Genomic DNA, 21,009 nt, shown 5'->3' with positions numbered 1-21,009 from the left:
AATAAATGCGCCGCGCCCGATTGCCGGGCGCGGCGGACTTCATGATCAGCCGAGATTGGGGCACTGCGGACCCGGATCCACATTCTTGAACTCGGACATGATCTTGACGCTGCCGTCGGGCTGGACCTGACCGAGATACATGGTGAGCGGCGCGTGGCGCTGCTTGTTCATGATGATGGTGCCGCGCGGCCCTTCGACCGAGACGGTCGCCAGCGCCTCGATCACCTTGTCGGTCTGGGTCGTGCCGGCCTTCGCCAGTGCCTTCGCATAGGCATGGACAGCCTCGTATTCCGGCGCGGAGAGATCGTTCGGCGTCTCCAGCTTGTCGCCGAACTTCTGCTTCATCGCCGCGAGGAACTTCTTGTTCGCGTCAGTATCAAGGCTCGTGTAGTAGGAGCCGGCCAGATAGGTGCCCTGCGCATCCGCGCCCATGCTCTTGGCGGTGCCTTCGTCGAGGCCGAGATTGCCGTAGTGGGCGGTGATGCCCGCCGTGCGGAGCTGCTTGGTCAGGGTGACGTTTGGCGCACCGCCGGCGGTGGAGATCAGCAGCGCATCCGGATTGGTGGCGCGGACCTTGCTGATGACGGCCGTCCAGTCGGTCGCGTCCATCGGATTGTACTCTTCGCCGAGCACCTTGCCACCGGCCTTCTCGACATAAGCGCGGGTGAACTCCAGCATGCCGCGGCCGAAGGCATAGTCGCTGCCGATCAGGAAGAAGGTCTTGGCGCCCTTCTCCTTCATGAAGAAGTCGACCATCGGTGCCACCTGCTGGTCCGGCACCCAGGCGTTGATGTACATGTACTTGTTGCAGGAACGCCCTTCGTAGAAGGACGTGTAGATGAACGGCACCTTGCCGCGCGAGACGATGGGCAGGCCGGCATTGCGCGCCGCGCTGGTCTCCATCGAGATGAGCGCGTCGACCTTCTTCTGGAAGATCAGAGCATCATACGCCTTCTGGGCGCCGGCCGCGCCCGAGCCGTCATCGGCGACTTCGAGCCTGAGCTTGCGGCCGAGGACGCCGCCCGCCGCGTTGACCTCGTCTACCGCGAGTTCCGCCGCCTGGACGACCGAGGGCGCGACGACGCTGTTGGCGCCGCTGAGTCCGACCGGCACGCCGATGACGATGTCATCAGCGGCATGCCCGATATGTACAGCGCCGACAAGAAAGGCCGCGCTCGCCAGCAACACAGGTATCCGTCTCATCTGTCACCTTCCTCAGATCGTGGGGTTTACGGGTTGTCGGTCCTGTCGAGACCCAGCATCTCCGCGTAGATGTCGGTGCGACGGTCGGAGAGAACGTCGTTGTCGGCACCGATGCCTTTGCGCGGCTCCAGCGTGATGTCGGCAAGAATGATTTCTTCGTTGGTTCTGCTGGCCGGCCCCGCGAGCGGCCAGCCGGTCTTGTCGACGATGAGGCTCTGGCCTTCGAAAGGCTGGCCCCGTTCGACTCCGACCCGATCGGCGCAGGCGATGACCAGGCCATTGGTGTGGGCTGCCGCCATCACCAGCGTGTTGGCCATGGCGGAGCGGTCGTCCGGCTGGCCGGGCATTGGCACCCAATTGGTCGGTACGCAGACCAGCCGCGCGCCGTTAAGCGCGTAGAGCCGGTAGGTTTCCGGGAACCAGCCGTCGTAGCAGATCGCCATCGCGATCTGGCCAATCGGCGTGTCGTAGACGGGAAACGGCAGGTCGCCGGGCGTGAAGACCTTCTTCTCGTCGCCCCACAGGTGCATCTTTCGGTAGACGCCAACGCAGCCGCCGGGGCCGATGAGAACTGCACTGTTGAAGAGCTTGTCCCCGGCCTTCTCGGCGATACCGGCCACCAAATGGAGGTCGAGTTCTTCGCACAGCCGGCTCCAGGCCGCGACGGTCGGGCCGGATGGAACGGTCTCCGCAAGCGCTTCCGCCTCGGCTCGGGTCTCGAACACATAGCCAGTATTGGCAAGCTCCGGCAGGACGACGAGCCTGGCGCCGCGCTCCGCCGCCTGCCTCGCGAAATCGAGTGAGCGAGCGACGTTCCTTGCCGTCTCGCCGATCAGGGGTTCCATTTGGATGCAGGCGATGAGCACGAATTTCCCCAGATAAAAACGAAAAAGCCCCCGACGGCGTCCAAGGACGCTATCGAGGGCTTCGTAGCCGGATGTAACGGCAATGCTGCCGTCAGGTGCCGCGTGGCACCGTTGCGGGTATCAAAGACGAAGACGGCACCTGCCGTCAAGCAGCTTCGATGAGAAAATATGCAGCGCTTGTTCTGCCTATGAAACAGGCGGTTACGCGATCATCCCGCGGTCTTCTGGAGATCAAGGCCGTCAAGGATTTCCTGCGCGCCGATGATCGAGTTGGCGATCACGCTGACGGCAACACGCTTGGCGGTCGCCTGCTTGCGGATGAATTGATAGGCATCGGCCTCGCTCATATTGCGCAAGGCCATGATGATCCGCGTCGCTTTCTCGATCTCGCGGCGCGCCTTGAGTGTCTCCTCGATCTTCGACGCCTTGCCGATCAGCCGAAGTTCATAGGCGCGCAGCGAAAGCGCCAGAACCAGGCTGGACAAGACGCCCGCCGCGCGCAACGGCCGCACGAGGACGCTGTGCGCATTGCTGTCGAGCAGGGCCTTGAGCAGCGTTGGGCTTTCCGAATCCAGGATGGCGACGAGCGCGGCATCGATGTCGGAGCTGATCCAGGAAATGTCCGGCGGATCGCCGATCAGGAAGAACACGGCGTCGGAAGGCGGCAGGACGGCGGTCGGCGGCCAGGCGAATTCGGCCTTGCAGCCGATACGCTTCAACTGCCGCACCAGATCCTCGCCATCCATGTCCCGCGGATGAACGACGATCACGCGCATGTTGCGTAGATTCTGGATGAAGCCCTCGCTGCTCAATGCGGCATTCTCCCTTCGATGCCGCCATAGTCGAAGGAGTGGCTGATCAGATAGGGATCCGGCTTCACAGCCGCACCGGCCTCCCACACCACATCGAAATCGCCGCTGGCGTTCAACCTGCCGATACGCGAGTGAAGCCAAGTGTGATTATTGTCAGCGTCGATCATGATCCGTCCCTGTGGGGCATCGAATTCGATTCCCCCCGCGGCAGCAACCAGACGCTCCGGCGCGTCGGTGCCGGCCCGCTCCAGCGCTGCGGCGAACAGGTAGACCTGATTGTACGCGCCCTCGGAATAGTAGCTGCTCAGGGACTCATTGCCGAACCGCTTGAAGAACCGGTTGCGGAACTGCCGGCTGACGGGCGTGTCGACGCTACCGAAATAGGTGGCGGCGGTGAGGTGCCCGGCGCAATATTCCGGCCCGATCTTGCTGGCCTCGGTCTCGGCCAGCGACAGGCTGCCAACCGGCAGGACACGGGGGTCGAGGCCCGCATCGCAATAGCGCCGATAGAACAACTGGGTGCCGCGGCCGATGATGGTCGAGACCACGGCCGCGGGCTGGTCCCGCTTGATGACGTCGACAGCGCGGCGGATCGCGATCTCGTCGGGGTCGATAGGCACATAGATTTCCTCGACGATGCGGCCTCCGGCGCTCTCGATCAGATGGCGCAGCAGCCGATTTGTCTCGCGTGGAAAGACGTAGTCGGACCCAACTAGTGTGATGTCCCTGCCTATCCGCGACAGGATATAGCCTGCGAGCTGCATCGTGTGCTGGTTGGGGGCTGCTCCCGTATAGATGACGTTCGGCGAATACTCGAAGCCTTCGTAGTTGCCGGGATACCAGAGCAGTCCGTTGCGGCGCTCCAAGCTGCCGAGCAGCGCCTTCCGGCTTGCGGACAGCATGCAGCCGAAGATCACGTTCACCCCGTCTTCCGTCAGCAGCCTGTCGGCGAAGCGGCGATATTCGGCGGATATGGATTTCGGATCGTAGCAGACCGGCACGATCTCACGACCCAGGACGCCGCCTGCAGTATTGATCTCTTCGATGGCAAGCGCCGTGCCGCGAAAATACTCGGACTCCGTGACCTCGGCCACGCCAGTGCGTGAAAAGAGAATGCCGATACGCCATTCGCCCTTCATGCCGCTCTTTGACCGTTTCAAGGTTTTAAAGCACAGTTTTAAGCAATATCCGTGCCGAGCCAGGGCCCATCCCCGCGATCCCGACCAGCTCATTCCCGCCATATGTCCCCATGCCCTTGCGCGAAGGGTCGAGGCCAGCTCGATCGCGACAAGGCCGACGACGAACATGCTCGCAGATGGGGCGAGCGCCACAATCGCGCGCGGCGGCACCGCCCACCGATCCGAATGCGATCACCTTGGCTGCGTCATGCCGATCGATGCGGCTGCCCGCAAACGGCGCGACGATGCCGCCCGCGAGAAGCGCAAGTGACAACGCCCCGTAGACCCATGCTACTGGCCAACCGAATTCGGCGCTGATGTCCGGAACAAGAATAGCGAAGCCATAATAGAGCGTGCCGTAACCGATGATCTGCGTGAGGCCGAGCAGCCACACCATCGCGCCCGACTCTCATCAAATCCGCAGCGGCCTGATCAGCGCGCCACGCTGTCATAAGCCGCTTGACATTGATGCGATTCCGGGTGAGCCTAATTTTCAAGCGCGGAGCAGGGCTGCTCATAAACGCGCCATCTCGATATATTTTTCCAACGGCTGCGCGCTTTGGTGCGAGGTTTGGTTGGTGGCAGCGACGCCCACGGCCTATCGGCCGGCGGGCGTTTTTCGTTTTGGTGGACCTGAAGAGCATGGCCTCGAAGCACTATCGTGTTGGCGTGATGTTCTCGACGGACGGCCCCTACAGTGTGGTGGCCGGCTCGATGGTGAACGGCGCTCTGCTCGCCTTCCGCGAAGCCTGGGCGATGGCCGGCATCTCGCTGGAGCCGGTCGTGGTGAATCCGGGCGGTAATCTCGCGCGTTACGCCAGCCTGACGCAGGAGCTTCTCGACTCGGGTATTCGGCATGTAGTTGGTTGTTATACATCCTCAAGCCGGAAGGAAGTGATCCCGTATTTCGAGAAATATGACGCTCTTCTGTGGTATCCGTCTCATTATGAAGGGTTCGAGAGCTCGAACAACGTTGTCTATACCGGCGCCGCTCCGAATCAGCATGTGCTTCCGCTGGTTGATCATCTTCTGAGGCACGTTGGCTCTCGGGCCTATTGCGTGGGATCAAACTACATATGGGCGTGGGAGAATGTCCGCATCTTCCGCGAGGCGATCACCGCACGCGGCGGGCAGGTGCTTGCGGAGCGCTATTTCCCGATCGGCGATACCGAGTTCGACCAGTCGATCGACGCCATTCTCGCGGAGAGACCGGATGTCGTCTTCAATAATCTGATTGGTAACAGCGCCTATGCGTTCTTCCGCCGGTTCCGTGCTGCGTGCAAGGCGGCCGGAATCGATCAGCCGCGGCAGATCCCGGTGGCGAGCTGCACTCTTTCCGAGCCGGAGCTGGAAGAGATCGGTGCCGAGGCGGTGGACGGACATCTCACCTCGAGCGTCTATTTTTCCTCGCTCGACCTGCCCGCCAACCGTGTGTTTACCCGTGCCTACGAAGCAGCGTTTCCGAATGGCCCGGCGACATCGGCCGATGCCGAAGCCTCCTACAATGCGGTGAAGCTGCTGCTGGGCGCGTTGCAGCGCGCCGGCACCGACGAGGTCGCAGCGGTCAAGGAGGCGGCGGTGCATCAGCGCCTGCAGGCTCCACAAGGCGATGTGTGGCTCGATCCTTCGACCCTTCACGCCTATCTGACGCCGCGGATCGGTCGTTCGACCGCCCAGGCCCGCTATGACGTGCTGATGGAAGAGGGCGCTCCGGTGAAGCCGGATCCCTATCTCGTGCAATCTTCGCCCCGCTATGCGGTGTCCCCGCGTTCCCCCAATCTGAGGGTGGTGAAGTAATGGCTCCCCGGCTGCTCCAGAATTTCAACGGTTCGCGTGCTCTTGTCGTGACGAACCAGGCCGGTGCCGTGGAGGCGCTGGAGATCACGCTGGCCAAGCTCGGCGTGAGCGTGGGTTATCCGGCCATCGTCGAAGGCCGGGCCCAGCTCGATTTGACGGAGCTCAATCCCGAGAGCGACATCGTCTTCATCGACGGAGATCTCGATGGGGTGCTCGCCATGGAGGTGGAGGAGGTCTCCCGCCAGCCGCTGGTCCCGGTGATCGGCCTGGTCGGCGTCGAGGCGCCTAGCCGTTTGAAAAATCTTATCAATCTCGGTGCCACGGCCTTTCTGCGAAAGCCGGTTCACGGGGCGGCGGTCTATACCGCGCTGTTCCTTGGCATCAACCAGTTCCTGCTTCGCGGCGACCTGAAGGCGCGCCTCGAAGGGATGGAGCGTCGTCGTCGGGGGCGCCGTGCGGTCATTAAGGCGATCGTCGACCTGATGCACCACGCCGGCATCGATGACGATGAGGCCTATGACCGGCTCCGGCGCGAGAGCATGCGCCGCCGGCAGGGGCTTGAAGAATACTGCGAGGAATATCTCGTCAGGAGGGCGGAAGCGCCCGAGCGGCCGGCGTCGGCAAGGGATCTGTACCTGCGCGTCGACCGAAAATAAAACCACAGAGGAGAAGACCACATGTCTGCGAAGATATTGCGGGGGCTGCGTGCCGCAGCCCTCACGGGGACGCTTTTGCTCAGTGCTGGGGCTGCCTATGCCGCCGATCCGATCAAGCTCGGCGTCCTGGAGGATCAGTCCGGCGACTTCGCCGCGGCCACCATCGGCAAGCTGCACGCCATCCAGCTCGCCGCCGACGAGATCAACAAGGCCGGCGGCATCAATGGCCGCCCGCTCGAGCTCGTCATCTACGACACCCAGTCCGACAATACGCGCTACCAGGAGTTCATGCGCCGCGTGCTCCAGCGCGACAAGGTGGACGTCGTGTTCGCCGGATTCTCCTCGGCCTCGCGCGAGGCCTACCGGCCGATCGTCAACCAGTTCGATGGGCTCGCCTTCTACAACAACCAGTACGAAGGCGGCGTGTGCGATGCCAACATGATCGTCACTGGCGCGGTTCCGGAGCAGCAGTTCTCCACCCTCATCCCGTGGATGATGGAGAAGTACGGCAAGAAGGTCTACACGCTCGCGGCGGACTACAATTTCGGCCAGATCTCGGCCGAGTGGGTGCGCAACATCGTCAAGGAGAACGGCGGCGAGATGGTCGGCGAGGATTTCATCCCGCTCGGCGTCTCCCAGTTCTCGCAGAACATCCAGAACATCCAGAAGGCCAAGCCCGACTTCGTGGTGACCCTTCTCGTCGGCACCGCCCAGGCCTCCTATTACGAGCAGGCCGCCGCCGCCAGCGTGAACCTGCCGATGGCCTCCTCGGTCAATGTCGGCCAGGGCTATGAGCACAAGCGCTTCAAGCCGCCATCGCTGAAGGACATGTACGTCACCACGAACTACATCGAGGAGATCGACAGCCCGGCCTCCAAGGCGTTCTTCGAGAAGTTCAAGGCGAAGTTCCCGAACGAGCCCTATGTGAACCAGGAGGCCGAGAACTCCTATCTTGCGGTCTATCTCTACAAGCAGATGGTCGAGCGGGCGAAGTCGACCAAGCGCGACGACCTGCGCAAGGAGATCGCCAAGGGCGACGTGTGCATGGACGCGCCTGAGGGCAAGGTCTGCCTCGATCCGAAGAGCCAGCACATGTCCCACACCATCTATCTGGCGAAGGTCGGCGCGGATCACTCGATCTCCTTCCCGAAGGTCTGGCAGGACATCAAGCCCTACTGGCTCGGCGAGGCCGGCTGCGACCTGACCAAGAGCGATCCGAGCGCGCAGTACACGCCCTCGAACCCGCCGCCGAAGCCGTGACCGGCGCGCCGCCCGCGAAAGCTGGCGGCCGAACGGGATGCCGCCGGCCCAGGGCGGCATCCCAGAGCGTTGCCCCGGCCGGGCCCCCCTCGAGTGCCGGGGCAACCCTTCCCAGTTGAACGCACGGATCGTCGCCGATGGATGTCGGAACACTTGCCTTCTCCGCACTCTACCAGTTCGGCGACGCTTTCGCCTTCCTGGTGCTGTCCGCCTGTGGACTCGCGGTCATCTTCGGCATGATGGGGGTGATCAACCTCGCTCATGGCGAATTCATCATGTGCGGGGCCTATGTGACGGTTTCCGCCGCCCATGCGGGCCTGCCGCTGCCCCTTGCCATCGCGATCGGTGCGGTCGTCTCGGGGCTTGTCGGCGCGCTGGTGGAGATCCTCGTGATCCGCCACCTCTATGAGCGACCGCTCGACACCATCGTCGCCACCTGGGGGTTGAGCCTCATCGGCACGCAGGGCACACTGATCCTGCTCGGCTCCACCATGGCCGGCGTCGGCACGCCGTTCGGTAGCTTCCAGATCGGCGCCTATTCCTATTCCGTCTACCGGCTCGTGCTGTTCGTCATGGCCGTAGTGGTGCTGGCGGGGCTCTATGCCCTGTTCAACTGGACCCGCTTCGGCGTCATGGCCCGCGCCACCATCCAGGTGCCGCACATGGCGGCCGCGCTCGGCGTCGATACGCGGCTCGTCTACAGCCTCACCTTCGCGCTGGGGGCCGGGCTCGCGGGGCTGGCCGGCGGCCTCTACGCCCCGACCATGACGCTGGTGCCGACCATGGGCACCACCTTCATCATGGAAGCTTTCGTGACGGTGGTGGTCGGCGGCGCCGACGTCTTTCTCGGGACAGCGCCGGCGGCAGCGGTGCTCGCCGTGGTGAAGGCGGCCATGACCTCCTGGTACGGCCAGCTTGCCGGCCAGATTGGCCTGCTGATCGCCGTCATCATCGTCATCCGCGTCCTGCCGCGCGGCATTTCCGGCTTCCTCCTGCGCGAGCGCGTCTGATCCGCGAGATGAGAACCTCACAATGAACGCACTCACCCGCATCTTCCGCCGCCTGGAGGGTCCGCAGACGCTGGGCCGCGGCCCATTCTTCTGGGTTGGCTTCCTCGTCGTGCTTGTCGGCGCCTGCGCCTATCCGCTGCTCTCGGATGGCTACACGGTCGGCAACACGGTGTATTTCTTCACCTGGATCTTCATGGCGCTCGGCCTCTGCCTCATCTGGGGCTATGGCGGCTCGCTCAGCTTCGGCCAAACGGCGTTCTTCGGCATCGCCGGCTACGGCTACGGCATCCTCACCATCAATTTCGGCGCCGCCTATGGCTTCACTTTCGTGGCGCTGGTGCTGGCCATGGCTCTCGCCGCGCTGTTCGCGGCGCTGCTCGGCTACTTCCTGTTCTTCGGCCGCATCTCCGGCGTGTTTCTCGGCATCGTCACCCTGTCGGTGACGCTGGTGCTGGAGCGCTTCATGGCGCAGACCGCCGGCCCGGAATGGCGCATCGGATCGGCCCGGCTCAACGGCTTCAACGGCATGAGCAACATGCCGCCGTTGACCATACCCTGGCCCGGCGGCGACATCGTGCTGTTCCCCGACGTCCAGCTCTACTACGTCGTGCTCGGGCTGCTGGTCGTAGTCTATCTGGCCTTGCGCATCCTGGTGAATTCGCCCTTCGGCAACGTGCTCGTCGCCATTCGCGAGAATCCCGAGCGCGCCGAGATGCTCGGCTACGACATCCGCAAGTACCAGCTCGGCACCTTCGTCATCGGCGCCGCGCTCGCCGGCCTGTCGGGCGTGCTCTACACGAGCTGGGGGCAGTACATCACGCCCTCCAGCATGGGCATGACCGCCGCCGCGCTTCCCATCGTGTGGGTCGCCGTCGGCGGACGCTCCGATTTGACGACGACGCTGATCGGCACCCTCACAGTGCTCGCGGTGTTCCAGGCGCTGACCATCTATGGCAGCCAGTATGCGCTGGTAGTGATGGGCGCGATGCTGGTGCTCACTGTGCTGCTGGCGCCGAGCGGCCTCATCCTCGCGCTCGCCCGCCTCATCGCCCGCCCCTTCGCCAAACGCCAGCCGGGGGACGCGTGATGCCGCTTCTCGAAACCCGCGCGCTGAACAAGCGTTTCGGCGGCCTCCACGTCACCAACAATGTCGACCTCGTGCTGAAGACCGGCGAGGTGCACTGCCTCATCGGCCCGAACGGCGCCGGCAAGTCGACGCTGTTCCGTCTGATCCTTGGCGAGCACCTGCCGAGCTCGGGTTCCATCCTGTTCGGCGGCGAGGACATCACCGCGCTCAAGCCGTTCCAGCGCATCCGCCGCGGCATGAGCGTGAAATTCCAGGTGCCGGGCATCTTCAAGGCGCTGAGCGTGCGCCAGAATCTCGAAATCGCGATGCAGCACCACTATGAGCCGGCGACGCTCGGCGATGAGATCGGCAGGCTGCTCGATTTCCTCAATTTGTCGGTGGACGCCGAGCGCCTCGCCGGCAATCTCAGCCATGGCCAGAAGCAGTGGCTGGAGATCGGCATGGCGATCAGTCTCAAGCCGCGCCTGCTGCTGCTCGACGAGCCGACCGCCGGCATGTCGCCGGAGGAGACCCACGCCACCGGTGAGATGGTCAAGCGTCTCAACGCCGAGGGGATGACGGTGCTCGCGGTCGAGCACGACATGGCCTTCGTGCGGCAGGTCGCCGACCAGGTGACAGTGCTGCACCTCGGCGGGGTGTTCGCGCAGGGGTCGATCGACGACATCGTCGCTGACGAGCGCGTCGCCGCGATCTATCTCGGCCAGTCGACGGCCCATGCCACCGCTCACGAACAGCCGGGGGGCGTCCATGCGTAGGGAAGTCATGCTCTCGACCCTCAGCCTGCGTGCCGGCTATGGCGGCAAGCCGGTGCTGCAGGGGCTGGACCTTGAAGTGCGCGAAGGCGAGATCGTCGCGGTGATCGGCCGCAACGGCGTCGGCAAGTCGACGCTGATGAAAAGCCTCATCGGCCTCGTGCCGACCATGGATGGCTCGATCATCTATCGGGATCAGCGCGTGGAACAGCTTTCCGCCTTCAGGCGGGCGCGGCTCGGCATCGGCTATGTGCCGCAGGGCCGCGACGTGTTTCCGCGGCTTTCGGTCGGCGAGAACATCGCGGTGGGGGGCATGCGCCAGGGCGGCGTCTCGCCGGGCGACCGCTCGCGGGTGCTCGGCTACTTCCCGATACTGCAAGAGCGCTGGTCGCAGCGCGCCGGCACCATGTCGGGCGGCCAGCAGCAGCAGCTCGCCATCGGCCGCGTGCTGGTCGCCAATCCGCAACTCATTCTGCTCGACGAGCCTTCCGAAGGCATCCAGCCCAACATCGTGCAGGACATCGCCCGCATCATGGTCCAGCTCAACAAGGACACCGGCGTCACGGTCGTTCTCGTCGAGCAAAACATCGACATGATCCGGGCGATGGCCCAGCGCTGCTACGTCATGGACAAGGGCCGGATCGTCGCTGAGCTCGACCGCGACGCGCTCGCCGATGGCGAAGCCATGCGCCGCCACCTCGCCGTCTGACCGAGATCCACCGCTTCAAGATAGCCAGCTAAGGAGAACACCATGTCCTGGCTCGAAAACTCCATCATGGCTCGCAAAGGCCTCGCCAAGGGCCAGGCGGGCACATCCCACAGCCTCACCGAGGCGGAGCAGGGGACGTATCACTATGTCTACGGCCCCTATGTGGAGCCGGTGCTGAGGGTGGACCCCGGCGCGGTGGTTGCCGCCGAGACGCATGACGCTTTCGAGGGAAAGATCAAGAGCGAGACCGACAACCCGCTGGAAATCCTGAACTTCCCCTATCTCAACCCGCAAAACGGGCCGATCTTCGTGAACGGCGCCGAGAAGGGCGACACACTCGCCGTCTATATCAAGAGCATCGTGCCGCGCGGCGAGCAGCCGCGTGGCACCACCTTGATCATGCCCGACTTCGGCGGGCTTGTGCCGACCAAGGACACGGCGATGCTCAACGCGCCGCTGCCGGTCCGCGTGAAGAAGCTTCACGTTACCGCCGAGACCGGTACCAAGTGGAACGAGAAGATCACCCTGCCCTATGTGCCCTTCATCGGCACCATCGGCACCTCGCCGGAGATCGAGGCGATCACCTCGCTGCAGCCGGACTATTACGGCGGCAACATGGACCTGCCCGATGTCGGCGTCGACGCGGTCATCTACCTGCCGGTGAACACTAAGGGCGGTCTGCTCTATCTCGGCGACTGCCACGCCACCCAGGGCGACGGCGAGCTGTGCGGTGTCGCCCTGGAGCATCCGACCGTCACCACGGTCCAGATCGATCTCATCAAGGGCTGGCCGGTGCACACGCCGCGGCTGGAGACCAAGGACTTCATCATGTCCATCGGCTCCACCCGCCCGATGGAGGATGCCACGCGCATGGCCTATCGCGACCTCATCCGCTGGATGGCCGCCGATTACGGCTTCGATGAGATCGAGGCCTATATGCTGCTCACCCAGTGCGGGCGCGTGAGGCTCGGCAACATCGTCGACCCCAAATACACGATGGGCGCCTCGATTCTGAAGAGCTACCTCGGCTGAACCTGCTTGCCGTCATCCCCAACGCGCGCGCGGCGCGAGCCGGGATCGCTCGCCAGATTGCCCGGGCGATCCCGGATACGGCCTGACGGCCGTTTCGGGAGGGCGGCTGCTTACACCTTTTCCGGAGAAACGCCATGCAGAGCTCCATCAAGGTCGCCACCGTGCAATTCGAGCCGACCATGTTCGAGAAGGAGCGCAATATCGCGCGCCTCACCGAGCTGTGCGGCGAAGCTGCCCAGGCCGGCGCTCGGCTGATCGTCACTCCGGAAATGGGTACCACCGGCTATTGCTGGTTCGACCGCGAGGAGGTGGGGCCGTTCGTCGAGACCGTTCCCGGCCCGACCACGGAGCGCTTCCAGGCGCTGGCGCGCGCGCATGACTGCTACATCGTGGTCGGCCTGCCGGAAGTCGATGCGGCAAGCGGCCTCTATTACAATTCAGCAGTGCTGGTTGGCCCCGAAGGCGTGGTCGGCACCCACCGCAAGACCCACCCCTATATCTCCGAGCCGAAATGGTCGGCGCCCGGCAATCTCGGCCATCAGGTGTTCGAGACGCCGATCGGGCGCATCGCACTGCTGATCTGCATGGACATCCATTTCATCGAGACCGCGCGGCTCTGCGCGCTCGGCGGGGCGGATGTCATCTGCCACATCTCCAACTGGCTGGCCGAGCGCACCCCTGCGCCCTACTGGATCAGCCGTGCTTTCGAGAATAGCTGCTACCTGATCGAGGCCAATCGCTGGGGGCTGGAGCGCACCGTGCAGTTTTCCGGCGGCAGTTGCGTGATCGAACCGGACGGGAGCATCGCCGCCGTGATCGATCGCGGCGACGGCGTCGCCTATGCCGAGATCGATCTTGAGCGCGCCCGCGAGCGGCAGGTGCTCGGCGAGCCGGTATTCGCCCAGCGCCGGCCGGAGCTCTACATGGAGCTGCCTACCACCACCTATGCCTGGAATCCGCTCGACTTCTTCGGACTCTACGGCCACCGCCCCCTTCCTGAGGGCCGCTGCTCGAAGGTCGCGGTGGCACAGTTCGCACCGACGGGAGACATCACCGCCAATCTCGACCGCATCGAGGAACTGGCAGAGACCGCCCGGCGCGAGCAGGGCGCGGAGATGGTGGTGTTCCCCGAGCGCGCCGTCACCGGCCTCGACGAGCCGCGGGCCGAAGCGCTTTCAAGCGCGGCCATCGCGCGGCTCGCCGCCATCGCCACAAGGCTCGGGCTCTACATCGTCGCCGGCTTTGCCGAACAGGAGGGCGAGCGACGCTACAACAGCGCCGTGCTGGCCGGACCGGAGGGAATTGTCGGCAGCTACCGCAAGATTCATCTCGACAGCCGTGAGAGCAATTGGGCCACGCCCGGCGAAACCTGGAAGACATTTGACACCCGCATCGGTCGGGTGGGCCTGCTCATCGGCCATGATGCCCAGTTCCCGGAAGCGGGACGCCTTCTCTCGTTGCGCGGCTGCGATGTGATTGCCTGTCCCGCCGCGATACGCGGCCGCTTCAGCTCGCCGCATCACGGCTCGCAGATCGCACAGAACTACCCCATCCCGACGGGAGCGGACGTCCATCACTGGCACCATTTCCGTGCCCGCGCCGGCGAGAACAACGTGTTCCTTGCCTTCGCCAACATCATCGATGGGGCGGCTGGCTACTTCGGAAAAAGCGGCGTGTTCGGCCCCGACACCTTCGAATTTCCGAGGCGGGAGACGATCATCGCGGAGGGAGAGGGTGTTGCGACCTCCATCGTCGACACGACCAATCTGTCGTCGCGCTATCCGACCAATGTGGTGCGCAGGAAGGACATGATGGTCATGCGCCTGCCGCACCATTACGAGGCTCTGGTGCGGCGCGGCTGACAGCTCGATAACTCTTCATCGCGCCGGCCGGCAGGGCCGCATGGCAGGCGAGCATTTGGTGGGGAAGGGTTCCTCGCCCGTGCAGAAAACTCTCCAATTGCGCCATGGGTGTCGCGATGGCGATATCACGCTCGGAGAGCCAATCGTCATTATAGAGCGTCGAGGCATAGCGCTCGCCGGAGTCGCACAGAATGGAGACGATCGACCCGGTTTCACCGGCAGCCGCCATCTCCTCCGCCAACCTGAGTGCGGCGTAGACGCTGGTCCCCGTCGATCCGCCGCGCCAGTCCGTCGCGCGTTCGGCGAAGGTGAGCTGGTCGATATAGAAGCCACCTGTTTTGCGAGCGAGTTCAGCGGCCTCGCCGGGGCCGTACGGACTGCGCCGCCGCGACGCTCGCGGCTGGGGTCAGGAGCGGCTGCCCAGCCGCGCCACGACCGTTCCGTGCGAAGAAGCCATGGCGAGCGCCGCCGCCAGCATGAGGCGACAGCGTGCCGACGGGCTTCAAGCAAGCACGTCGGCTCGCTGCGCAACGCCGACCTTATTGCGCGTCACGCGCGAATACCCGCTCCCCGCCGATCCAGGTCTGATTGGGCATCATGTCGCGGAGCATGTCGGCGGGCACGGTGAGCGGATTGTCGTCGAACACGACGAAGTCGGCGAACTTGCCCGGCTCAAGCGAGCCGATCTCGTGCTCGCGCCCGATCGAGCGCGCGGCAAAGCGGGTGTACATCCGCAACGAGGTCATGACGTCGAGGTTCTCGCCGTCCGTGAGCGTCTCGCCATTGTTCATCTCGCGCGTGACCATAGCCCAGATGCCGAACATCGGGACATGCTGCTTCGGGTGAATGCCGATCGCATCCGAGTTGCCGGGGATCGCGAACTTCTGGTCCATCACCATCCGGCGCATCGGAAAGAGGTCGGCACCCCGCACTGGGCCGAGGTTCTTACGATAGCCGGGGGCCGTGGTGTAGATGAACGGCGGCTGCGGAACCGGCAGCACGCCTAGTTCCGCGAAGCGCTTGGCGCGCTCGTCCGTCCAGAGGCAGTTACCGGCGTGCTCGATCCGGTGGGCTGCCCCGTTTGCTGCCTTGCGCTCGGGCAGTGCAGCAAAGGCATCCAGCACGACGTCCTGCGCCAGATCGCCGATCGCATGGACGCAAATCTGATAGCCCGCTCCATGCAGCTTGGCGACGATCTCCGAGAACTCCTCCGGCTCGAAGGAAAGGTCGCCCTTCAGATCGCTGTCCCAATAGGGCTCGTACATCGCCGCCGCGCGGGAGGTGAGCCCGCCATCGATGAACATCTTCATCCCGCCAAGCTTCAGCCGGCTCGGGTCCGCCTCGGCGAAACGCTCGCCGATGCGGCCGGAGAGTGCATCTTCCAACTGGCAGACATCCGGCACCTTGGGAAAGAGCGCGACGCGGATCTTCAGATCCTTGCGCCGCTCCATTTCCAGATAGGCGTCGATGCCGCCGCGGAACAGGGTGAACTCGGTGATCGCCGTCACGCCGTTCGCAAGGAAACTGCCCTGTGCGGCGGCCAGGGCGGGGCCGACCTCCTCATAAGGCCAGTCCGGCGCGTCCAGCGCGTGCCACATGTCATTGGACACGCCGTTCGGAACGCCGTCCGCGGTGCGCTCGAGATAGCCGCCGTCGGCGTTCGGCGTGTTCTCGTCGACGCCGAGAATCTCCAGGGCCTTGGAGTTGAAGATGTTGATGTGGAAGCTGAATCGCACCACCACGGGATGCTCGGTGCTGGCACGGTCAAGATCCCAGCGGTTGGGATAGCGGCCTTCAGCCAGGTGCTGGTTCTGATAGTGCATTCCTTGGCCGAGGATCCATTTTCCTGCTGGCAACGTCGCCGCCTTCGCGGCGAGGCGCTCGACCATGTCGTCGATGGACTTTACGAGCGGCGGCTTGACGTCGACGGCGATGTTCCAGCCATAGGCAATCATTTCCATATGGGTATGCGCGTCGATCAGGCCGGGAACCACGGTCTTTCCGCCCATGTCCACGATCGTGGCTCCCTTTGCCTGCTCCTCGGAGGGGTCCACCGCGACGATCCTGCCGCCATCGATCAACAGTGACCCGGCGGTGGTTTCGGCCGCATCCATGGTCAGGATGATCGCGTTCGTGACGAGGATTTTGCCGGTCGGTACGCCGTCCACCTTCGCAGTGTCCAGGTCGGCGATATCTTGGTTGCGCATGGGTCAGTTCTCCTTGGACCAAACTCTGCCGGAGCGGCTCCGGTGCAGTGGCCTGATTTGGATTGATGAATGTGCGGGCGCCCGATGTGCCCGCGGGCAAGTTGCGTCAGCCTCTGCTGAGTACGGTCCGGATGCCGACAAACCGTTCGATCAGCATCACGAGAGCGAGCGCGGCGAGCGAGCCGAGGCTGGCCACGGCATAGAGGCCGGGCGTGTTCGAGACCTCGGCGCTGCCGAACAGATACACAGGGAAGGTGGTCATCTTCGACCCGGCGAGGAACATCGTCACCGCGACGTCCTCGAAGGACATGATGAAACTCATGAACATCCCGGCGACGATGCCGGGGCGCATCAGCGGAATGATCACCCTCGTCAGCGTCGTCAGCGATCCGGCACCAAGTCCGGCAGCGGCCTCGTCATACTGGCCGCTGAGTGCCGAAAGACGGGCGATGGTCGGAACAAGGACGAAGGGGAAAGTGTAGATCGTGTGGGCGATCAACAGCCCGATGAAGGTGCCGACCAGTGGAACGGCAAGCGCACCCTGCCAGAAGTAGAAGTACTGAAGGATGGCGACGCCAAGAATGATCGCGGGAAACTGCAGCGGGCTGCGCAGAGCCGCCTCGATGACCACCTTGCCGCGCAGGTTGCTCTTCACCATTGCGATCGCTGCCGGCACGCAAAGCAACATCGACAGGATCGCGCAGCAGATGCCGAGCGCGAGGCTTCGGAGGAACGTGTCGACCGCCACCTCGGGGATTTGCATGTAGGAGACCAGCGACCAGTCCCGCGGCGGAAAGATCACGGTCGTCGAGTTGAACGAGACGATCACAACCACGAGCAGCGGCATCACCAGAAAGGCCACGGCCAGCATGGTCAGCGCATGCATCGCACCGCAGAGCACCGTATCCACAAGACGCGAGATGACGTTCTTCATGACGAACCCCTCGCTCGCACACTGCGGCGCCATTGGGTAAGGAGAAGGATGACGACGGCGACGGCGCTGATCATCGCCACCAGCATCACGGACAGCGCCGCGGCGTAGCCGAAATCGAAAAGGACCTGGGACGCCTGCTGGATCTGGATCGCGATGACGTCCACACGCCCGCCGCCGAGCAGGACCGGTGTGGTAAAATAAGCGGCCGTCGCCATGATCGCGATCAGCCCGACGGGGACTGCGTTCATCCAGGTCATGGGCAAGTGAACGGTCAGAAAGGTCTTCCAGCGCGAGGCCCCGAGCCCCACCGCCGCACGTTCGAAATCCGGTGGCAGGGCCTCGATGACCGGAATCAGGCCAACCATCACCACCGGGACCTGGATGTGGATCATCCCGATCGCGACCGCGGTGAAATTGTTGATGAGCTGCAGCGGGTGCGAGATCAGGCCGATGGCGATCAGCGCATCATTGATCGGCCCCTCGAACCCCAGCAGCACGCGCCAGCCCAGCGCACGGGCGATGGTGCTGGTGAACAGCGAGGCAATGGCCGCCACGAAGATGACCTTGCCAACCACAGCGTTCCGCCGCACGACCTGGAAGGCCAGCAGATATCCGAGAAGCAGGGAAACGACGCCGGTAAAAACGCTCAGCAAAAGCGTGGTCGACAACGACCGGAGAACGGAGGAAGAGCGCAATGCGTCCGTGAAGTTGCGAAACGATAGGTGGGAAGCACCGCCCGCATCGGAAACCAAGCTGCCCCAGAGGAAATGCAGCACTGGGTAAGCAAAGAACACGGCAAAGAACAGGGCAAGCGGGATGATACCCAGCTTGAACAGAGAGGACGAGGTCGGGTTCATCGCCGATCCTCCGGCGGATCCGCCGGCAGCAGGCGCGCATCTTGCGGCTGAAAGCTGACGAAGAGTTCGGCGCCTTCCTCAAACACCGCGTGTCGGTGCTGGACCGCGAGCAAGGAACCAAGTTCCGGGGTTTCCAGCCGTAAATGGGTGTTCACGCCGTAAAACATGCGCTTCATCACCTTCGCGGGCAGCGCGCCCGGTTCGGAGCGGGATGTGCAGGTGATGTCTTCCGGACGCAGCGACACATAGCCGGCATTCGCACCCGACAGGCTGCCCTCGACCTCGAACTCGTGGCCGGTCTGCGTCATCCGCACCCGCGCCCTGTTGCCGTCGCGCGTCAGCACCTCGACCGACAACAGGTTGGTGGTGCCGAGAAACTCGGCGGTAAAGGCCGTCTTCGGTGCGTGGTAGAGCCGCCAGGGATCGCCGGCATCGATGATTGATCCGCTGCGCATGACGATGATCCGGTCGGACATCGCCATGGCCTCCCGCTGATCATGAGTGACGAGAACCGTGGTGAGCTGCAATTCCTGCTGCAGCGCCCGGATCTCTTCCTGCGCCCGTTCGCGCAGCTTGGTGTCGAGCGCGCCCATCGGCTCGTCGAGCAGCAGCAGCGTCGGACGGATGACGATCGCGCGCGCCAGTGCCACACGCTGCTGTTGACCGCCGCTCAGCTCAAACGGGTAGCGATCGAGATAGGTGTCCATCTGCACCATCGCGAGCGCCTCGATGGCGCGCCGGCGGCGCTCGGCCTTGGCGACGCCTCGGGTTCGCAGCCCGAACTCGACGTTCTCGACGGTGCTTAGATGCGGGAAAAGCACGAAGTTCTGGAACACCATGCCGATGTCCCGGAACTGCGGAGGAATGGCGGTGATATCCTTGCCGTCGATCCGCATCGACCCGCCTGCCGGCTTCAGATAACCGCCGATGGCGCGCAGCAGCGACGTTTTCCCGGACCCCGAAGGCCCGAGCAGGGATACCAATTCACCCTTCTCGATCGTCAGGTTGAGATCGTCGATCGCAACCCAACCGCCATAGGCGATCTTCAGGGACTCGATCTCAAGTCTGCTCATTGCCACGCCCTCGTCAGATGCGCTTATTGCCAGGGCCGCCAAAACGTTCGGGTGGCGTGCATTCACAGGTCTTCATGATCGGAGCCGGCAACGGACGGCGTCGTCGAAGGGCCGTCCGTTGCCGCTCACGGCGTCGTCAGCGAAGGATGCTCGCCCATTGCGTGGTCCATTCACGCAGGTTCGCGAGGAAGGCCGGGTAGTCGGGCAGGAAAAGCTGGGAGGGATCCTTGATGATCCATTCGGCGGCCGACGGGTCGGCGGCCATCACGACGTCGATCGCGGCAGAAGTCGGCGGCGTGCCGGCAATGAACATGAAGAGCGGAACCGAGGCCTTGGCGGCTTCATCCGACAGGAACTCGTTCATCATCAGCTCGACAAGCTCCTTCTTCGGCGAGTTGGCCACAAGAACCAGGTTGTCCGGGTTGATGAGATCGGAATAGTCCTTGCCGTTCGCACTGATGCGCCAGGTGGCATAGTTGACCGGGATGCCCTGCTTCTTCAGCGCGAGGCACCGGCCCTGGTTATTGCCGACCGTCAGCCACACGTCGCCCGCTGACATCGCAGCGTCCATGTCACCGGACGAGTTGAAGAATCCGTAGGCCTTCACCTTCGACGACAATTTGTCGATCGTGGCGGACACGTCGGCGTCGTCGCCGCCGGCCGACTTCGCTATGGCCGGGGCTGTGATCAGCCATTGTGCCGCCGTGGTCGAGGGGAACATCACACGCCCCGCCAGACCTGGATTGGACCAGACGTCGATGCCGCTGGGCGTGCCCAGTTTGAGCTCTTCGAACTTGTCGGTCCGGTAACAGTTGCCATAGCGGTACGCCATGCTGGGAATGCCCGATTTGATTTTCAGGCTCTCGGGCACCTTCTTCATGTTGGGAATCTTGGCCGGATCGACCGTGCCGACGACGCCCTCCTGCATGCCGCGCGCGAGGTTCGCGGAATCCATCAGCATCACGTCGATATCCGGGGTGCCCCCGGAGGCCCGAATGCGGGTGATGTTCTTGGACGGGCTGGACGGAATCCAGTTGATGGTTATACCGGTACGCTCGGTGAAGAACTTCCCGAAGGTCGCGGCCCATTTGTCGTTGAATGCGCTTGAGTATCCGGCAAAGGAGATGCTCTCGCCCGCGAAGCGGCGGATGTCGCCTGCATCCTGCGCCGGCGCACCATGGGTTGCGCCGAGCACCAGTGCCACCGAAAGCCCGCAAAGACGGAGCCTCGTCATTGAAAGATAAGAAGAAGGTTTCTTGTCGTTCATCGGTCTATTCCGTTCCCTTGCTGGTGCTTTCGCACGGTTTTACTTGGTGCTGTACTCCTCGTCGGTCACGGCGCTCTGCCAATCGACGTTGCCGAAATGCAGAGCGATCTGGGTGACGAGGCCGGTTTCGCTGGCGCCGTGCCAATGCTCGACACCCGGTTCGGTCCAAACGACATCGCCGGGATTGAGGATGACGCGTTCACCACCGCGTTCCTGGATCCAGCCCTCGCCGGAAATCGTGTAGATGAACTGCCCGCCTTCATGGGTATGCCAGTGCGTGCGCGCTCCGGGGGGGAACATGATGTTGATCACCCGCGCGTTGCCGGCATTGAGCAGGATGTCGGACCAGACATCGCCGGTATTGGTCGCCGACCGAAGACCGGACGGCTCGCCGTTCCGAATGGCTTTTCCGTGGTACATGTTTGATTCCTCTGACTATTTCGTCGC

At 63.7% G+C, this 21,009-nt stretch carries 21 protein-coding genes; 9 read left to right on the top strand and 12 right to left on the bottom strand.

All coding sequences use genetic code 11. From position 1 onward, the window contains the following. Positions 1 to 45: 45 nt before the first annotated feature. From U742_RS0116590 to U742_RS22180, 5 genes are all read right to left on the bottom strand, one after another. Complete coding sequence (locus tag U742_RS0116590; protein ID WP_029355018.1) at positions 46 to 1,203, bottom strand: substrate-binding protein; 1,158 nt, start codon at positions 1,201 to 1,203, stop codon at positions 46 to 48. A 26-nt stretch (positions 1,204 to 1,229) separates the two neighbouring features. Beyond that, positions 1,230 to 2,069 (bottom strand): nitrilase family protein, encoded by an 840-nt coding sequence (locus U742_RS0116585; RefSeq protein ID WP_081853051.1) that lies wholly within the window; start codon positions 2,067 to 2,069, stop codon positions 1,230 to 1,232. Positions 2,070 to 2,278: 209 nt separating this feature from the next. After that, positions 2,279 to 2,881, bottom strand: a complete 603-nt coding sequence (locus tag U742_RS0116580; protein ID WP_029355014.1) for an ANTAR domain-containing response regulator — start codon at positions 2,879 to 2,881, stop codon at positions 2,279 to 2,281. After that, positions 2,878 to 4,020, bottom strand: coding sequence for a transporter substrate-binding domain-containing protein (locus U742_RS0116575; protein ID WP_029355012.1), 1,143 nt, complete (start codon positions 4,018 to 4,020; stop codon positions 2,878 to 2,880). The genes U742_RS0116580 and U742_RS0116575 overlap by 4 nt, the downstream gene beginning before the upstream one ends. Before the next feature lie 25 nt (positions 4,021 to 4,045). Continuing rightward, entirely contained in the window at positions 4,046 to 4,456 is a 411-nt protein-coding gene (locus U742_RS22180) for an MFS transporter (RefSeq protein ID WP_038361834.1), read from the bottom strand. A gap of 245 nt (positions 4,457 to 4,701) precedes the next feature. On the opposite strand from U742_RS22180, the gene U742_RS0116565 reads away from it, so the two are divergent. The 9 genes from U742_RS0116565 (at position 4,702) to U742_RS0116525 (ending at position 14,224) form a co-directional block, all read left to right on the top strand. Continuing rightward, entirely contained in the window at positions 4,702 to 5,856 is a 1,155-nt protein-coding gene (locus tag U742_RS0116565) for a transporter substrate-binding domain-containing protein (protein ID WP_029355010.1), read from the top strand. Next, positions 5,856 to 6,512, top strand: a complete 657-nt coding sequence (locus U742_RS0116560; protein ID WP_051661250.1) for an ANTAR domain-containing response regulator — start codon at positions 5,856 to 5,858, stop codon at positions 6,510 to 6,512. The genes U742_RS0116565 and U742_RS0116560 overlap by 1 nt, the downstream gene beginning before the upstream one ends. A 21-nt stretch (positions 6,513 to 6,533) precedes the next feature. After that, positions 6,534 to 7,772, top strand: coding sequence for an urea ABC transporter substrate-binding protein (locus tag U742_RS0116555; RefSeq protein WP_029355006.1), 1,239 nt, complete (start codon positions 6,534 to 6,536; stop codon positions 7,770 to 7,772). Positions 7,773 to 7,909: 137 nt separating this feature from the next. Beyond that, entirely contained in the window at positions 7,910 to 8,782 is an 873-nt protein-coding gene (locus tag U742_RS0116550; RefSeq protein WP_029355004.1) for an ABC transporter permease subunit, read from the top strand. A 22-nt stretch (positions 8,783 to 8,804) separates the two neighbouring features. Continuing rightward, complete coding sequence (locus U742_RS0116545) at positions 8,805 to 9,869, top strand: branched-chain amino acid ABC transporter permease (protein WP_029355002.1); 1,065 nt, start codon at positions 8,805 to 8,807, stop codon at positions 9,867 to 9,869. Next, positions 9,869 to 10,624: an ABC transporter ATP-binding protein gene (locus U742_RS0116540; protein WP_029355001.1), complete on the top strand. Its 756-nt coding sequence runs from the start codon at positions 9,869 to 9,871 to the stop codon at positions 10,622 to 10,624. The genes U742_RS0116545 and U742_RS0116540 overlap by 1 nt, the downstream gene beginning before the upstream one ends. Continuing rightward, complete coding sequence (locus U742_RS0116535) at positions 10,617 to 11,330, top strand: ABC transporter ATP-binding protein (RefSeq protein ID WP_029354999.1); 714 nt, start codon at positions 10,617 to 10,619, stop codon at positions 11,328 to 11,330. Before U742_RS0116540 ends, U742_RS0116535 begins: the two co-directional genes overlap by 8 nt. Positions 11,331 to 11,372: 42 nt before the next feature. After that, on the top strand, positions 11,373 to 12,362 hold the full coding sequence (locus U742_RS0116530) for an acetamidase/formamidase family protein (protein WP_029354996.1): 990 nt from the start codon (positions 11,373 to 11,375) through the stop codon (positions 12,360 to 12,362). A gap of 134 nt (positions 12,363 to 12,496) precedes the next feature. Then, on the top strand, positions 12,497 to 14,224 hold the full coding sequence (locus U742_RS0116525) for a nitrilase-related carbon-nitrogen hydrolase (protein ID WP_029354994.1): 1,728 nt from the start codon (positions 12,497 to 12,499) through the stop codon (positions 14,222 to 14,224). On the opposite strand, the gene U742_RS23610 is transcribed toward U742_RS0116525, so the two are convergent. From U742_RS23610 to U742_RS0116495, 7 genes are all read right to left on the bottom strand, one after another. After that, positions 14,178 to 14,453: a hypothetical protein gene (locus U742_RS23610; protein ID WP_248310395.1), complete on the bottom strand. Its 276-nt coding sequence runs from the start codon at positions 14,451 to 14,453 to the stop codon at positions 14,178 to 14,180. The two genes, U742_RS0116525 and U742_RS23610, sit on opposite strands and share 47 nt — an antisense overlap. Positions 14,454 to 14,763: 310 nt before the next feature. Next, entirely contained in the window at positions 14,764 to 16,431 is a 1,668-nt protein-coding gene (locus U742_RS0116520) for an amidohydrolase (RefSeq protein ID WP_029354992.1), read from the bottom strand. Positions 16,432 to 16,537: 106 nt separating this feature from the next. Beyond that, entirely contained in the window at positions 16,538 to 17,365 is an 828-nt protein-coding gene (locus U742_RS0116515) for an ABC transporter permease (RefSeq protein WP_029354990.1), read from the bottom strand. Further along, a complete protein-coding gene (locus tag U742_RS0116510) occupies positions 17,362 to 18,222 on the bottom strand; it encodes an ABC transporter permease (RefSeq protein ID WP_081853050.1) in 861 nt (286 codons plus the stop codon). The genes U742_RS0116515 and U742_RS0116510 overlap by 4 nt, the downstream gene beginning before the upstream one ends. Beyond that, entirely contained in the window at positions 18,219 to 19,295 is a 1,077-nt protein-coding gene (locus U742_RS0116505; RefSeq protein WP_038361830.1) for an ABC transporter ATP-binding protein, read from the bottom strand. Before U742_RS0116505 ends, U742_RS0116510 begins: the two co-directional genes overlap by 4 nt. 136 nt (positions 19,296 to 19,431) lie before the next feature. Further along, a complete protein-coding gene (locus U742_RS0116500; RefSeq protein WP_081853049.1) occupies positions 19,432 to 20,562 on the bottom strand; it encodes an ABC transporter substrate-binding protein in 1,131 nt (376 codons plus the stop codon). Between the two features lie 39 nt (positions 20,563 to 20,601). Beyond that, positions 20,602 to 20,982: a cupin domain-containing protein gene (locus U742_RS0116495; protein WP_029354982.1), complete on the bottom strand. Its 381-nt coding sequence runs from the start codon at positions 20,980 to 20,982 to the stop codon at positions 20,602 to 20,604. Positions 20,983 to 21,009 lie beyond the last annotated feature (27 nt).

Origin of the sequence: Allobosea sp. 117, assembly GCF_000702305.1 — a bacterium.
Classification (GTDB): domain Bacteria; phylum Pseudomonadota; class Alphaproteobacteria; order Rhizobiales; family Xanthobacteraceae; genus Ancylobacter.
The sequence above is the reverse complement of the archived record's forward strand: the minus strand, read 5'-3'. Positions and strand labels throughout refer to the sequence as shown.